The sequence below is a fragment of the Serratia sp. 2880STDY5682894 genome (assembly GCF_001537385.1).
Taxonomy (GTDB): domain Bacteria; phylum Pseudomonadota; class Gammaproteobacteria; order Enterobacterales; family Enterobacteriaceae; genus Serratia; species Serratia nevei.
The window spans coordinates 406,994-422,755 of sequence record NZ_FCJA01000001.1; the positions used below are offsets into that span (position 1 = coordinate 406,994).

General features: G+C 63.4%; 13 protein-coding genes. 6 read left to right on the forward strand and 7 right to left on the reverse strand.

Annotated features, from left to right (window positions below):
• From AWX27_RS01775 to AWX27_RS01790, 4 genes are all read right to left on the reverse strand, one after another.
• Window positions 1-2,171 (reverse strand): xanthine dehydrogenase family protein molybdopterin-binding subunit (locus AWX27_RS01775; RefSeq protein ID WP_156428558.1); only part of this gene is annotated, 2,171 nt, incomplete at its 3' end.
• The gene (locus AWX27_RS01780; RefSeq protein WP_060419070.1) at window positions 2,164-2,706 is read right to left on the reverse strand and encodes a (2Fe-2S)-binding protein; all 543 of its coding nucleotides are present in this window, start codon (window positions 2,704-2,706) and stop codon (window positions 2,164-2,166) included. The genes AWX27_RS01775 and AWX27_RS01780, both read right to left, overlap by 8 nt.
• Window positions 2,707-2,791: 85 nt before the next feature.
• Window positions 2,792-3,265: a MarR family winged helix-turn-helix transcriptional regulator gene (locus tag AWX27_RS01785; protein ID WP_033634451.1), complete on the reverse strand. Its 474-nt coding sequence runs from the start codon at window positions 3,263-3,265 to the stop codon at window positions 2,792-2,794.
• Between the two features lie 66 nt (window positions 3,266-3,331).
• Window positions 3,332-4,390, reverse strand: a complete 1,059-nt coding sequence (locus AWX27_RS01790; RefSeq protein ID WP_060419072.1) for a 2,5-dihydroxypyridine 5,6-dioxygenase — start codon at window positions 4,388-4,390, stop codon at window positions 3,332-3,334.
• Window positions 4,391-4,717: 327 nt separating this feature from the next.
• Here AWX27_RS01790 and AWX27_RS01795 point away from each other — a divergent pair, with 327 nt between their 5' ends.
• The 5 genes from AWX27_RS01795 to AWX27_RS01815 all read left to right on the forward strand — a co-directional run bounded on the left by AWX27_RS01795 (window position 4,718) and on the right by AWX27_RS01815 (window position 9,520).
• On the forward strand, window positions 4,718-5,869 hold the full coding sequence (locus AWX27_RS01795) for an FAD-dependent monooxygenase (RefSeq protein ID WP_060419074.1): 1,152 nt from the start codon (window positions 4,718-4,720) through the stop codon (window positions 5,867-5,869).
• A complete protein-coding gene (locus AWX27_RS01800; protein WP_060419076.1) occupies window positions 5,866-6,660 on the forward strand; it encodes an alpha/beta hydrolase in 795 nt (264 codons plus the stop codon). Before AWX27_RS01795 ends, AWX27_RS01800 begins: the two co-directional genes overlap by 4 nt.
• A gap of 66 nt (window positions 6,661-6,726) precedes the next feature.
• A complete protein-coding gene (locus tag AWX27_RS01805) occupies window positions 6,727-7,428 on the forward strand; it encodes a maleate cis-trans isomerase family protein (protein WP_170310522.1) in 702 nt (233 codons plus the stop codon).
• A gap of 9 nt (window positions 7,429-7,437) precedes the next feature.
• Window positions 7,438-8,067, forward strand: a complete 630-nt coding sequence (locus AWX27_RS01810) for an N-carbamoylsarcosine amidohydrolase (RefSeq protein WP_055312376.1) — start codon at window positions 7,438-7,440, stop codon at window positions 8,065-8,067.
• A 142-nt stretch (window positions 8,068-8,209) separates the two neighbouring features.
• Complete coding sequence (locus AWX27_RS01815) at window positions 8,210-9,520, forward strand: MFS transporter (protein ID WP_004938595.1); 1,311 nt, start codon at window positions 8,210-8,212, stop codon at window positions 9,518-9,520.
• A gap of 72 nt (window positions 9,521-9,592) precedes the next feature.
• Here AWX27_RS01815 and dcp read toward each other — a convergent pair whose 3' ends face one another.
• The gene (gene dcp / locus AWX27_RS01820; protein WP_060419080.1) at window positions 9,593-11,794 is read right to left on the reverse strand and encodes a peptidyl-dipeptidase Dcp; all 2,202 of its coding nucleotides are present in this window, start codon (window positions 11,792-11,794) and stop codon (window positions 9,593-9,595) included.
• Between the two features lie 106 nt (window positions 11,795-11,900).
• On the reverse strand, window positions 11,901-12,815 hold the full coding sequence (locus AWX27_RS01825) for a LysR family transcriptional regulator (RefSeq protein WP_060419082.1): 915 nt from the start codon (window positions 12,813-12,815) through the stop codon (window positions 11,901-11,903).
• Between the two features lie 103 nt (window positions 12,816-12,918).
• Here AWX27_RS01825 and AWX27_RS01830 point away from each other — a divergent pair, with 103 nt between their 5' ends.
• Entirely contained in the window at window positions 12,919-14,082 is a 1,164-nt protein-coding gene (locus tag AWX27_RS01830) for an MFS transporter (RefSeq protein WP_060419718.1), read from the forward strand.
• Here the strand turns inward: AWX27_RS01830 and guaD are convergent.
• On the reverse strand, window positions 14,067-15,383 hold the full coding sequence (gene guaD, locus AWX27_RS01835; RefSeq protein WP_060419085.1) for a guanine deaminase: 1,317 nt from the start codon (window positions 15,381-15,383) through the stop codon (window positions 14,067-14,069). The genes AWX27_RS01830 and guaD overlap by 16 nt on opposite strands.
• Window positions 15,384-15,762 lie beyond the last annotated feature (379 nt).

Sequence of the window (15,762 nt, forward strand, 5' to 3'; positions counted from 1 at the left end):
GCGTCGAACACCGCGTTGGCGATGGCCGCCGCGCTGGGCACTGACGCCGACTCCCCGGCGCCCAGCGGCGGATCGTAAGGGCGCGGCATCATCACCACGTCCACCTCCGGCACCTCCGGGAAGGTCAGGATCGGGTAAGCCCCCCATTCTTTGGCGGAGACCGTTGATTCCTCAAAGGTCACTCGCTCTTTCAACACCCGGCTGGTCGATTGCAACACGTTGCCGTGAATTTGGTGGCGCACACCGTCCGGGTTGACCATCATGCCCGCGTCGTGGCCGACCACGATGCGCGTCACCGCCACTTCGCCGCTGGCTTTGTCGATCGCCACGTCGGCCACCCAGGCGGCCCAGGCCGCGCCAAAGCCGGGAAACTTGCTGTGGATGTAACGGGCGTAGGCAAAGCCGCGCCCGCGCAGCACGCCGTCTTCCGCCGGGGTCTGCATCGGTTCGGTATGCGGCGTCCAGCCGGCGCGCTCTGCGGTGCTGCGCATCAGCTCACTGGCGCGTTCGTCATGGATATAGCGCAGCCGGTATTCCAGCGGATCGACGCCGGCGGCGTGGGCCAGCTCATCGATATAAGATTCGTGGGCGAAGGTGTTCGGCAAGGCGGAAACGCCACGCATCCAGGAGGCGCGCACGATCGGCGCCATGTCTTCGATGCTGACGCGCAGCGCCGGATATTCATAAGGCGGCACCGAGGTGCGGTCGCCCATTTCATAGGCCACCGGCAACGGCTCGACCCGACCGGTCAGCAGCAGCGCCAGCGTCGGCGCGCCGTTGGAAGGGTAATAGGTGCGAAAGTCGTAGGCGACCGGGTGCCCGGCGGCGTCCAGCCCGCCGTCCACCTCCATCAGCTGCGCCGTGCCCTTCGGTTCCCACACATGTTCTTGTTCGCGGGTCAGCTGCACCCGCACCGGCCTGCCCACCGCGCGCGACAGCAGCGCCGCGTCGGCGCAGACGTCATCGGCGCAATTGCGGCCATAGCAACCGGCCGCCTCCATGCGAACAATCTCGATCTGCGCTTCCGGGTATTCCAGCAGCCAGGCCAGATCGGCGCGCAGCAGGTGCGGGTTCTGGCTGCCTGACCAGACCTGCAGGCGCTCCGGCCGGTAGTCCGCCAGCGCGCAGGAAGGGCCAATCGAGGCATGCAGCTGATACGGCCACAGGTAGCTGCGGGTGAAACGCCTGTCGGCCGCCGCCAGCGCCGCGTCCACATCGCCGGTATCGTGCACCACCCGGGTCGAATGCGGGTTGTCGTGCAGCGCCTGCGCCACGTCGGTCATCTGCGGCAAATTGCGCCGCCAGTCTTTCCAGCTGACCTGCAGCGCCTGCGCTGCCTTGATCGCCTGCTCTTCACGCTCGGCGACAATGCCGATGAAATCGCCGATCACCACCAGTTTGACGATGCCGGGAATATGCGCGATCGAGGTTTCGTCCACCGCCAGCAGGCTGGTGCCGACAAATTCGCCGCTGTCGTAACCGGCATAGGGCGGCCGCACCACTCGGCCGTGCAGCATGTTCGGCAGGCGCATATCGTGTACGAAGGTGGTTTCGCCGGTCGCCTTGGCCGGAATATCGACGCGCGCGGCGCTGGTGCCCACCAGGCGATACTCCGCCTGCGGTTTCAGCGGCGCGTCGCCGGAAATCGACAGCTCGACATGACCGCCGGCCACCAGCTCGGCGTAGCTGAGCGCCTGCCCCTGCGGACTGCGGATCACGCCCTCCTCCAGCGTCAGCTGTTCCACCGGCGCGTCGAAGCGCTGCGCTGCCTGGCGCAACAGCCAACGGCGTGCTTCGGCGGCGGCGTTGCGCAGCGGCACGGCGGAGATCTGCAGCGTGGCGCTGGCGATGGTGGCACCCTGATTCGGCGCGCGCTCGGTATCGCCCAACACCATACGCACCTGATCCATGCGCAGGTACAGCTCTTCGGCGACGATCTGCCCGAGCGCGGTGCGCACGCCGGTGCCGAGATCGACATGGCCGTTAAAGGCATAGATTTCGCCGCTGCCGCACAGGGCGATAAACAGCCCTTGCTCCCTGGGCTTCAGCACCGGCGTTTGCCCTTTGGGCACCGGCCCCGACGGCGGTTGCACGCTGTCAACGATCAGCAGCACGCCGTCGCGCTGCAGCAATTCGGCCTGGCTCGGCGATGAGGGACGGGAATCAGTCATGGGCGTGGGCGTCCTCATCGCGGCAGAGAATGATGGCGCGCTGAACCGCACGCAGGATTTCGAGATGGGTGCCGCAGCGGCACAGGTTGCCGGACAGCGCCTGACGGATCTCCGCCTCGCTCGGGGCGGGATTGCGATCCAACAGGGCTTTGGTGGTCATGATCATGCCGTTGAGGCAGTAGCCGCATTGCGCCGCCTGCTCTTCGATAAAGGCACGCTGCACCGGGTGCAGGCGCTGGCGATCGCCAAGGCCTTCCAGGGTCACGATCGCCCGGCCGGACACGCCGAGCGCCGGGATCACGCAGGAGCGCGCCGCCACGCCGTCGATCAACACGGTACAGGCGCCGCATTCGCCCAGGCCGCAGCCGTATTTCGGGCCGTTGAGCGCCAGATCGTTGCGCAGTACCAGCAAGAGCGGCGTATCCGCCATCACCTGCGCATGAAGCTGTTCGCCGTTCACCGACAGCATCAGCGGATGCTCCGTCAGCGTGGTGTTCGCGCCTTCCCTGGGCGACTGCACTTCAGATATCGCCATTGTTCGCGTCTCCGCCTGCACTTGATGGTCTTATGGGCTGGCCTCTCGCCACCCACCACCAGGCAACCGACGTTGCGCGGGCGAATCAGCCGGTGGGCGGATCTTCCAGCATTTTATTCAGCAGGAATATCAGCGCTATCCGTTCGGCCGGGTTGAGCGTGCCGAACGTCAGCTCTGTAATTTTCGCCGCCTGCGGCACCGTTTCCGTCAGCAGCACGGCGCCGGCGTCGGTCAGGCCGACCACCACCTTGCGCCGATCCACCGGATCCGGCGTCACCGTGATCAGATCGCGCGCCTTCAGCCGCTCGACGATGCCGCGTATGGTGGCCTGATCCACCGCCGTCACCTGCACCAGCTCGGTCAGCGAGCTCGGCCCCATATCGCGCACCGCGCACAGGGTGATGAACTGCACCGCCGTCAGCTGCGAGTCGCCGACGTTTTGCTGGAAAATCGCCAGGTGGCGCTGATAAACCTTGCGCAGCAGGTGCCCGACTTGCTCGGTAAAATGATAATTTTCGGGTTGGCCGCTCACGGCTGACGGGTATTCGGGGGGCGTCATTGCGTTACTCTCACCATCTATGGAATCCACGAGAATAGTACAAACCCCCGCCGTTGGCAGCAACGATTAAGCCCGGCGCACGCGCGAGGCCTCCGGCGCCACCACTTCCCCGTCCGCCACCACCGTTTGCCCGTCGAGGCGGATGTCGCAGCGGCGCAGCGCGATGTCCATATGGCAAGGCGTTTTGCGCGTGCCGCCCACTTCGGTATTCGGCCCGGTGGAGAACAGGAAGTTGCCGTAAAACGCGCGCGCGTCCATGCACATGCCGTCGTTCTTGTCGTGCAGGCCCATCGCCGTCCACTGGGCGCGCGGCTGCAGGCCCCAGCCGATGTGCGAGATGCCGTACACCTCCGGATCGTCAAAGTATTTCATGTATTCGCGCAGGTATTCCGCCTCGAAACCGCCGTGAATGCGGGCAACGAACCCTTGTTCGATCTCCAGCGTGATGCGTTCGCGCGCGTAGCTTTTAAACGGCAGCAAGATATCGCCGACCTCCAGCACCAGCACCCCTTCCGCCTGCTCCTCATTCGGCCAGGTGAACAGGAAGCCGCTCGGCCAGTGATCCCAGCGCCCCGGTTCATCGGCATAGCCGTACTCGGTCACCGTCGGGTATTGCCCGAGCGGCGCGCGGAAATCGCTGCCGGCGGCGGAGGTCACCTGCATCAGCTTCGCCTGCTCCAGTACGGCGGCGGCGGCCAGCACCCGCGCCTTGTCATCCGCGTTGGGCAACATGCGCGCCAGCACCTCCGGCGGCTCCACCGCCAGCAGGATGCGGGTGCCGGTTTTCAGGATCTGCTCCTGCTCCGGCGAATGCAGCAGCATCATGGTATCGACGATCAGATCGGCAGCCTCCAGCGCACGCTGCGCCGCCAGGTTGCCGGTCAGCGCGGTATCGCCGCAATAGGCGGTCATGTCGTTGCCCATCGCCCGCGGATGGTTGAACGCCGGCAGCTCGACGGCATACACCCTGGCGCCCAGCCGCAGCGCCGCGTCGGTCGCGGCGCGCACCGTGCGCGCATCGGAATAATGGCTTTTCAAAATCGCCACGCTCTGCGAAGCATCGACCTTCGACAGCGTAAGCACCTGCTCGAACAGCTGTACCAACTGGGTTTCATTGACCGCCATGGCCTGTCTCCTGTCTCGTCAAGGGTGTCCGACGCCCGCAAGGCGGCGGTGATTTTTCAAACAATTTAAAGTGAACACACTCGTTTTTATCTAAGTCAAAAAAGCAAAGGAAAGCAAGTCGCGACTGTCCATCATAAGAAAGTCCTATTTCATCCCTCTGCAATCCTGTGATTAACATGAGTTTAACAGTAATGCGCCGTCAATTAGCGTGAGCAAGATCTGATTTAACACTTTTGCAACTTTGCGTTATCTAGTGCATACACTATAAATCGATCGTCCAGCCACGCGTTGGGCCTACGCTGAAAAAAGCCAACAGACAGGGGAAACATGATGAGCAAACAACCACGCATCGCCGTCGTCGGCGCCGGGCTGGGGGGCGCCGCCGCCGCCGGGCTGCTGCAAAAAGCCGGCTTTACCGTCGATCTGTATGAACAGAGCCCGGCGTTCTCGCGCCTCGGCGCCGGCATTCACATGGGGCCGAACGTCCTGAAGATTTTCCGCCGGCTCGGCATTGAGCAGCGGCTGGAGCAGATGGCGTCTCATCCCGATTTCTGGTTCAGCCGCGATGCCGAGAGCGGCGACTATCTGTCGCGCATCGAACTGGGCGCCTTCGCCCGCCAGGAGTACGGCGCCGCCTATGTGACGGTACACCGCGGCGATCTCCAAGCGTTGCAGCTTTCCGCGCTGCAGCCCGGCACCCTGCATTTCGGCAAATGCCTGAGCAAGATTGAAGATCGCGGGGACGAGGTGGTGCTGAACTTCGTCGACGGTACCTCGGCCCATGCCGACATCGTGATCGGTGCCGACGGCATCAATTCGCGCATCCGCGAACATCTTCTGGGGGCGGAAGCGCCGACCTACAGCGGCTGGGTGGCCCACCGCGCGCTGATCCGCGGCGAGAAGCTGGCGAAATACAACCTGACGTTCGAAGACTGCGTGAAGTGGTGGTCGGCGGATCGCCATCTGATGGTCTACTACACCACCCAACGGCGCGACGAGTATTACTACGTGAGCGGCGTGCCGCACCCGGCCTGGGATTTCCAGGGCAGTTTCATCGACAGCAGCCGTGAAGAGATGTTCGAGACCTTCGCCGGCTACCACCCGATCGTGCAGGCGCTGATCGAATCCAGCGAGCAGGTCACCAAATGGCCATTGCTGAACCGCAAACCGCTGCCGCTGTGGAGCGAAGGCCGTCTGGTGCTGCTCGGCGACGCCTGCCATCCGATGAAACCACACATGGCGCAGGGCGCGGCGATGGCGATCGAAGACGCCGCCATGCTGACCCGCTGCCTGCAGGAAACCGGCCTCGGCGACTACCGCACCGCCTTCCAGCTGTATGAAGCCAACCGCAAGGAGCGCGCCTCCAGGGTGCAGGCGGTGTCCAACGCCAACACCTTCCTGCGCACTCAGGAAGATCCGGCCTGGGTCTACGGCTATGACCTGTACACGCAAGCGCTGAAATCGGAGAACGCCGCATGAGCACCTTCCTCTACGGCGCCCACGTTCACGCCAACGGCATTCGCCAACATTACCTGCGCTACGGCGGCCACGGCCCGGTGCTGATCCTGATTCCCGGTATCACCAGCCCGGCGATCACCTGGGGCTTCGTCGCCGAGCGGCTGGGAGAAAAATACGACGTCTACGTACTCGACGTGCGCGGCCGCGGTTTGTCGTCCAGCGGCCCGGAACTGGCTTATGACGCAGAGACCTGCGCGCAGGACGTCAATGCCTTCGCCGCCGCGCTGAACCTGGCCAGTTACGCCCTGCTCGGCCATTCGATGGGCGCCCGCTTCGCCCTGCGCGCCGCCGTTTTGCAGCCCGCCGGCGTGCGGCGGCTGGTGCTGGTCGATCCGCCGGTTTCCGGCCCCGGCCGCCGCGCCTATCCCGGCCAATGGCCTTGGTACGCCGACTCTATCCGGCAGTCGCTGCCGGGCATGAGCGCCGAGCAGATGCGCGCCTTCTGCCCGACCTGGAGCGAGGAGCAACGCCGGCTGCGCGCCGAGTGGCTGCATACCTGCTACGAGCCGGCGATCCAACGCGCCTACGACGATTTTCATCAGGTGGACAGCCACCGTGACTACCCGCTGCTGGCCATGCCGACGCTGCTGATGGCCGCGGGCAAAGGCGGCGTCATTCAGCCCGAAGACCGGGCAGAGATCCGCGCGCTGCAGCCGGAGATCGCCATCGTCGAGGTCGAGAACGCCGGACACATGATCCCGTGGGACGATTTCGACGGCTTCTTCCGCGCCCTGGGCGATTTTCTGGATTAACTGAGGAACACCGACATGAGCAACCACTACCGCATCGGCCAGATCGTGCCCAGCTCCAACACCACGATGGAAACCGAGATCCCGGCGATGCTAGGCGCGCGCCAGCTGATACGCCCGGAGCGTTTCACCTTTCACTCCAGCCGCATGCGCATGAAACACGTCAATAAAGAAGAGCTGGCGGCGATGGACGCCGAGTCCGATCGCTGCGCGCTGGAACTCTCCGACGCGCGGGTCGACGTGCTCGGCTACGCCTGCCTGGTGGCCATCATGGCAATGGGGCTGGGCTACCACCGCGAATCGCAGGCCCGGCTGGCGCAGGTGACGAAAGACAATCAGGCCGCCGCGCCGGTTATCAGCAGCGCCGGCGCGCTGGTCAACGGCCTGAAGGTGATCGGCGCCAAACGCATCGCGCTGGTGGCGCCCTATATGAAACCGCTGACCCAGCTGGTGGTGGACTACATCCAGCACGAAGGCATTGAGGTCAAGGTATGGCGCGCGCTGGAGATCCCGGACAACCTCGACGTCGGCCGGCACGATCCGGCCAGGCTGCCGGGGATCGTCGCCGAGATGGACTTACGCGAAGTCGATGCTATCGTGCTGTCCGCCTGCGTGCAGATGCCTTCGCTGCCGGCCGTTCCGACGGTGGAGGCCCAAACCGGCAAACCGGTGATCACCGCCGCCATCGCCACCACTTACGCGATGCTGACCGCGCTGGAGCTGGAGCCGATCGTCCCCGGCGCCGGCGCCCTGCTGTCCGGCGCCTATTGAGGAGGCATGATGAACGACACCCTCAGCGACAATTATCGCGGCGTCTGGGGCCAGCGCCTCGGCTTCGGCCGGCGCCCGGCGCTGCTGGCGATCGATTTTATGCAGGCCTACACCACCGAAGGCGCGCCGCTGTTCGCGCCGGGCGTGGTGAGCGCGGTCGAGGAAAGCCGCGAGCTGCTGGCCTGTGCGCGCCGCACGGGAATTCCTGTGATCCATACCCATATCCGCTATCATGCAGGCCATTTTGCCGATGGCGGCCTGTGGGTCAAAAAAGCGCCGGTGATGAAGGACATGGTGGCGGGCAACCCGCTGGCGGCGTTCTGCCCGCCGGTGGCGCCGCTGGCCGATGAGGTGGTGCTGAGCAAGCAATACGCCAGCGCCTTCTTCGGCACCGCGCTGGCGCCGCTGCTGGTGGCGCAAGGGATCGACACGCTGCTGATGATCGGCTGCTCCACCAGCGGCTGCATCCGCGCCAGCGCGGTGGACGCGGTGCAACACGGCTTTCGCGCCATGGTGGTGCGCGAGTGCGTCGGCGATCGTCACCCCGGCCCGCACGAAGCCAACCTGTTCGACATCGACAGCAAATACGGCGACGTGGTGCACAAACGGGAGGCGCTCGACTACCTGAACCGGTTATGAATCAACGATTCACCTGCAACGACAATAACGAAGGCGCAAACAGCGCCTCACGCGACCGCCCGAAACAGGGCGGCGCCCCTGCAACGCAAACACAACAGGCGCCTCCTGCGGAGGCCAACACGCACCACCTGGAGACAACATCATGGCCATTGTCGACACCCCGCTGGCGGGGAAAGCGGACGCAGAATCGCTGCTGCTGTACCGCAAAATCACCTGGAAACTGATCCCGTTTCTTTGCCTGTGTTACCTGGCGGCCTACCTCGATCGCATCAACGTCGGGCTGGCCAAGCTGCAGATGGCCGATGCGCTGCAGCTGAGCGAAGCGGCCTTCGGCCTGGGCGCCGGGCTGTTTTTCGTCGGCTATATTCTGTTCGAGGTGCCGAGCAACCTGATCCTGCAGCGCGTCGGCGCCAAGATGTGGATCGCCCGCATCATGATCACCTGGGGGCTGCTGTCCACCGCCACCATGTTCGTCACCACGCCCACCCAGTTCTACGTCATCCGCTTTCTGCTCGGCGTGGCGGAGGCCGGTTTTCTGCCCGGCGTGCTCTTTTACCTGACGCTGTGGTTCCCGACCTATCGCCGCGGCCGCATCATCGCGCTGTTCATGATCGGCCTGCCGCTGTCCAGCGTGATCGGCGGGCCGCTCTCCGGCTGGATCATGGGCCATTTCGACATGCGCCACGGGCTGCACGGCTGGCAGTGGCTGTTTTTGCTGGAGGGCATTCCCAGCGTGCTGTTGGGGGTGCTGACCTTCTGGCTGTTGCCTAACACTTATCAGCAGGCCAAATGGCTGACGCCCGAGGAAAAACAGCGCATCGCCGACGATTTGGCGCGTGACGACGCCGAGGCCGATCACGGCAAGCACAGCTTCCGCGACGGCTTCTTCAACCTGAAGGTGTGGATGCTCGGCGGCATCGACTTCGCCATTCTGCTCAGCGCCTACGCCATGGGCTTTTGGATGCCGACCTTCATCAAAACCGCCGGCGTTACCGACATCACCACCATCGGCTACCTGACGGCGATCCCCAGCGTCGCCGCCCTGCTCGGCATGTTGCTGATCGGCAGCAGTTCCGACCGACTGCGCGAACGGCGCTGGCATATCATCGTGCCGTTTATCGTCGGCGCGTTGGCAATGGCCGGCAGCACCTTCTTCACCCACAATGCGCTGGCCACGGTGCTGCTGTTCTCCATCGCCCAGGCGGCGATCATCGGCGCGGTGCCGGTATTCTTCAGCCTGCCGGCCACCTTCCTGCGCGGCACGGCGGCGGCGACCGGCTTCGCGCTGGCCTGTTCGCTGGCCAACATCGCCGGGCTGGTGAGCAATTCGCTGATGGGGCTGGCGCTGGATCTGACCGGCAAGAGTGGCGGCGCGCTCTGGGCCTTCGCCGGCTGCCTGCTGCTCAGCTCGCTGCTGGTGGTGGCCCTGCCGGCCAAGGTGGTGAACCGCTGAATGTCGGCCAAGCCGAAAAAGACGAAGGGCGCATAACGCGCCCTTTTGTTTACTTACCGGGAATGGCCGAACTTACTCGTCCTTCAGCCCGCGGTTGATCAGCATCGGTTCGATGCTCGGCTCTTTGCCGCGCCAGTCGATGTACAGCTTCTCCAGATCCTGGCTGTTGCCGCGCGACAGGATCATGTCGCGGAAGCGTTGGCCGTTTTCGGCGGTCAGGCCACCGTGTTCGGTGAACCACTGGAAGGCGTCGTCCGCCAGCATTTCCGTCCACAGATAGGCGTAGTAGCCCGCGGCGTAGCCGTTACCCCAGATGTGCTGGAAATAGCTGGAACGGTAACGCGGTGGCACATAGCTGAGATCGACCTTGTCTTTTTGCAGCGACTCGGCCTCGAACTTGTCCACGTCCTGCTGCGGCTGGTCGGCCGTCAGCATGTGCCAGTGCATATCCAGCAGCGCGGCGGACAGCAGCTCGGTCATGCTGTAGCCCTTGTTGAACTTGTCGGCCTTCTTGATCTTGTCGACCAGTTCCTGCGGCATCGCCTCGCCGGTCTGGTAGTGCTTGGCGAAGTGGCTGAACACTTTCGGATCGCTGACCCAGTGCTCGTTGAACTGCGACGGGAACTCGACGAAGTCGCGCGCGGTGTTGGTGCCCGACAGGCTCGGGTATTCCTGATCGGCGAACATGCCGTGCAGCGCGTGGCCGAACTCGTGGAACATGGTGATTACGTCGTCATACGACAGCAGCGCCGGCTGGCCCGGCGCCGGTTTGGTGAAGTTGGCGACGTTGTAAATCACCGGCTTGGTGCCGTTGAGCTTCGACTGATCGACGAAGTTGCTCATCCAGGCGCCGCCGCCCTTGTTGTCGCGCTTGAAGTAGTCGGTGTAGAACAGCGCCAGCGATTTGCCGTCCTTGTCGAACACTTCATACACCTTGACGTCCGGCTGGTAGACCGGGATGTCCTTGCGCTCCTTGAAGCTGATGCCGTACAGCAGGTTGGCGGCGTAGAACACGCCGTTGTTCAGCACGTTGTTCAGCTCGAAGTAAGGCTTGATCTGCGACTCGTCCAGATCGTACTTGGCCTTGCGCACCTGTTCGGCGTAGAACTGCCAGTCCCAGGCCTGCACCTTGAAATCGCCTTTCTGCTGGTCGATCACCGCCTGAATGTCCTTGGCCTCACGCTCGGCGCGCGCGGTGGCCGCCGGCACGATGTTGCGCATAAAGCTCAGCGCGGCATCCGGCGTCTTGGCCATCTGGTTTTGCAGTTTCCAGGCGGCGTAGTTCGGGTAGCCCAGCAGCTTGGCCTGCTCGGCGCGCACCTTGGCCAGACGGGAGATGGTCTGGCGGGTATCGTTGCCGTCGCCCTTCTCCGCACGCGTCCAGGAGGCGTCGAACAGCGCTTGGCGGGTATCGCGATCTTTCAGGCTCTGCAGCAGCGGCTGTTGCGTGGTGTTTTGCAGCACCAGCAGCCACTGTTTCTCCAGCTTGCGTTCGGCGGCCGCCTGGGCCGCCGCAGCCAGCTCGCCTTCCGACAGGCCGTCCAGCTTCGCCGGATCGGTTATCGCCAGCGCGCCGTTTTTGCTCGCCGCCAGCAGTTTGTTGGTGAACTGGGTGCTCAGCGTCGCCGCTTCCTGGTTCAGCGCCTTCAGCTTGGCCTTGTCGGCGTCCGACAGGTTGGCGCCCGCCAGCTCGAAGTTCTTGTAGGTCACTTCTACCAGCCGGCGCGATTCCGGATCCAGCTTCAGCGCATCGCGATCCTGATAGATGGCCTTGATGCGAGCGAACAGCTTGCCGTTGAGCATGATGTCGTCGTTCAATGCCGCCAGCTTCGGCGAGGTTTCTTCATCCAGTTTCTGCAGCGCGTCGCTGGTGTTGGCCGAAGTCATGGCGCCGAACACGTTCATCACCCGCGTCAGCAGCGAACCGGCCTGCTCCAGCGCCACGAAGGTATTCTTGAAATTAGGCTTGGCCGGGTTGTTGGCGATCTTCTCCACCTCTTCCCGCTTTTGCTTGATGCCCGCCTCGATCGCCGGCGCGTAGTCGCTCTCCTTGATCAGGTTGAACGGCGGCGCCTGGAACGGCAGACGGCTTTGATAGAAGAACGGATTCTGAGTCTTTTGCTTGTCGTGCTGATTGGCTTCACCGGTCACGGTAGCCTCCTTCGCCTGGCCGCTGGGCAGCGCGCTATGGTCGGCGTGAGGTTGGGTTTCTGCTGCCTGTGCCTGCGAGCCCAGCGCCATGCCGATCGCCAGCACCAATGTGGATAAACGCATCAAATCGAAACTCCTCCATGTTCACGGAATAAGGTCTCGGGGAATCGCTCCCTCTGAGTCATCACCTAGCTTAGGTGCAGTTGGCAGTTTGAGCAAAAACAAGTGATTAGAAGTTAGCCGCCTCGCCAACCTGCTGTATCAGGAACGTCAGCAACGCGCGCGTTTTGGCCGGTAGATAGCGGCGGCCGGGGTAAACGGCATACAGCTGCAACGGCGCCGGCGGCAGTGCCAGCGGCACCTCAACCAAACGGCCGTCGGCCAGAAACGGCCGGCAGCCGAGCTCGGAAAGCATGGCGAACCCCACGCCGGCCAAGGCCGCCTTCAGCGCCATCTCCCCGCTGTTGACACGATAGCGCGTATTGACCGGGACGGTAACGAAGGTTCCGTCCGGGCGGACGAACTGCCACGGCATCCCCTTCAGCGCATCCACCGTGCTGATGCAGGGCAATTGCGTGAATTGTTCAATCGCCGACGACGGCGGCCACTGCGCCAGCAACGCCGGAGCGGCCACCACGATGCAGGGGAAAGACGCCAGCGGCTGCGCGACATAGTCGCTGTCGTCCAGCATGCCCCGGCTGATCATCACCGCCAGATCGACATCATCGAGCAGCGACGCCATACCCGCCAGGTTGGTCACGCAGCTGATTTCGATCTGCGGATGCTGCACGGCGAACGCCGCCAGCGGCTCGCCCAACAGGTATGGCCCCACTTCATTGGGCACGCACAGGCGCAGCGGCCCGCGCAGCTGTTGCTGCCGCTCGCTGAGGGTTTGCGCGGTGTGTTCCAGCGACGCCAGCAGCGGCTGGGTGCGTTCATGCAACAGCTGGCCGTTCGGCGTCAGCCGCATCGAACGAGTGCTGCGTTCGAGCAATCGCTGCTCGAGCTGGCGCTCCAGCTGAGAGATGTAGCGGCTGACGTTGGAGGTCGGCATCGCCAGCGCCCGCGCCGCCCCGACGAAGCTGCCTTGCTCCACCACCGCCACGAAGATGCGTAACAGGTTTAAATCCAATTTATCGCGCATGATTATCCCTAATTTGATAACAAACCATGCCATTTCTACCATCTAATCCCGATCAACGCCAAGCGCTACACTGCCGGCCTGACTCTGCAACCGATAGATGCTTATGACACCCACGAGAAAGCTGACGGCGATAACGCTGGTCATCGCCTTTATTCAGTTCACCAATGCCCTGGAATACATGGTATTCAACCCGATATTCCTCTACATGGCCGCCGATTTTTCCGTGCCCGTCAGCTTCGCCGGCTATGTCAGCGCGGCCTATACGCTGGCCGCGGTGATTTCCGGCATCGGCGCATTTTTCTGGATCGGCGGCGTTGAGAAGCGGCGCTTTCTGCTGCTCAACGTCACGCTGCTGGGCGTGACCACCTTATTGATCGCCACAACCCAGCAGTTTTACTGGCTGCTGGCACTGCGGCTGTTGGCCGGGCTGTTGGGCGGCACCACGATGGGCGTCGGGATCGGCCTGCTGCTCAACGCCGCACCGGCCGCACTGCACGGCAAAATGTTGGCGACGGTGATCGCGTCCTTTTCGTTGGTGAGCATTGTCGGCATGCCGGGCATGCTGTACCTGTGCGAAGTGGCGAGCTGGCGCGCCGCGCTGGTGACTATCGGCGGGCTGTGTCTGCTGGCGGCCGTCTTGGTCGCGCTGTTCGTTCCCAGGGATGCGCCGCAGCCACGGGCTACCGCGCCCGTCGCGCTCGATCGCCGATTGCTGCTGTTCGCCGCCGCAGCCGGCCTGACGCAGTTCAGCCCGATGCTGCTGATCCCGGTGCTGGCGCCGCTGCTCACCCAGCGGCTACAGGTGGCAGACGCGCATTTGCCCTGGCTGTTTCTCATCGGCGGCGTGGCCGGCTATCTGGCGACCGTACTGGCGGGCCGCTGGCTGCAACGCTTTGGCACCGTGACGCTGACGGTGGGCGCCACGCTGTTGCTGCTGGGCAGCCTGTGGCTGGCGGCGCGCGGTGGCGATCGCGGCGAGCTGTTCATGGTCGCGTTTCTTGCGGCGGCCTATGCGCGGCTGGTGGCGATCTCTTCCCTGAGCATGCGCTGGCCGGACGCTCGGCAGCGCGCCGCCTTTGGCGTACTGCAAACCGCCCTGATACACCTGAGCGCCACGGCGGCCTTCTTGCTCTCCTCCGCGTTGCTGAGCAGCGGCCTCACCCCGCTTAGCCTGCAACGCCTGTTATGGCTGTGCGCGCTGAGCGCGGTCGCCGTCGCGCCGCTCAGCGTTTGGCTGCAGGCGCGGCTGCGTCAGCGCGGCGCCTGATAAACCACCTTGCCGTCCACATAGGTGCGATAAATGTTGCGATCGTCTCCCAGCGTCATCAGCACGAACCCTTGTTCCGCCGACGTGGCGCTGTTGGCGTAGCGCAACTGCTGCAGCGGCGTGACCGCCGGATCGAGCACCACAAAATCCGCCTCTTTGCCGACGTTGAAGTTGCCGATTTTGTCGTCCAGCGCCAGCGCGCGGGCGCCGCCCAGGGTGGCGTGATAGAACGCTTCTACGGCGGAGAGCCGGTAATGCTGCAGCTGGCCGACTTTGTACGCCTCCCCCAACGTGCGCAGCATATTGAAGGTGGTGCCGGCCCCCACGTCGGTGCCGATGCCGAGCTTCACCCGCTTGCGCCAGGCCTGCTGCAGGTCGAACAGCCCGCTGCCGAGGAACAGGTTGGAGGTGGGGCAAAACGCGATCGCCGAGCGGGTCTCGCACAGGCAGTCCCACTCCTGCTCCTCCAGGTGCAGGCAGTGGGCGAACACGCTTTTGCCACCGGTCATGCCGTAGCGATGGTAAACGTCCAGATAGCTTTGGCTCTGCGGGAACAGCGATTTTACCCAGGCCACTTCCTGCGGATTCTCGCTCAGGTGCGTCTGCAGCCAAACGTCGGGGAATTCTTCGCGCAGCCGCTGCACCTGCGCCAACAGCGCCGGGGTACTGGTGGGCGCAAAGCGCGGCGTAATGGCGTAGCCGAGGCGGCCTTTGCCGTGCCAGCGTTCGATCAACTCACGCGTCTGGCGATAACTTTGCTCCGGCGTTTCCAGCAGCGCCTCCGGCGCATGGCGATCCATCATCACCTTACCGGCGATCAGGCGCATATTCAGCGCTTGCGCCTGGGTGAACAGCGCATCGACCGACTGCGGGTGCACGCTGCCGAACACCAGCGCGGTGGTGGTGCCGTTGCTCAGCAACTCCCGCAGAAAGAAGGCCGACATCTCGTCGGCGTGCTGTTCGCAGCCGTAACGGCTTTCGGTCGGGAAGGTGTAATTGTTTAACCACCCCAGCAACTGGTCGCCATAGGCGCCGATCATTTCGGTTTGTGGGTAGTGGATATGGGTGTCGATAAAGCCCGGCACGATCGGTTTATCGCGATACTCCGTGACCGCGAAACCCGGCGGCAACAGCGCCTCACCCTGCTGCCAGCTGCCGAACCAGACGATGGTGCCCTCGTTGAGCAGCAACAAACCGTCGGGAATGTGCCGCAGGCGTTCGTCGAGCTGTTGCGCTTCCTCCACGCAGGCGGTGATATCAAAAAAATTGCCACGAATAGCCGTGGTGAATTGCAGTGCCATTATTTTCTTCCTTGTGACGACCGGCCAAGCTCACCCGCGTAATAATCTTCGCTGATGAAACAATGCCTTTTATTACCCAAACTCAAAGACCGGATTAAGCATAGCAAGCCGTGTGCCAATAGGCGGCCATAAAATACATTTACATTTAAAAACAGAGACATATTAATTTAATCAAAGAAAAACAACCGATGAAAAAGAATAAAACGCGCGGCGATCTTCAACGGTAGACCAATAGCAACCGTTTGCTTGCCGGAATAACGCCGCGCCGCTGCACCTTTACCGGGCAAGCGGATAATTTCGCGGCCGCTGCGGTTATTTTAACGCGATGCAAAGCGGTCTGCCCCATTCCGCAGGCCACCCGACAAACTTGAAACGATAA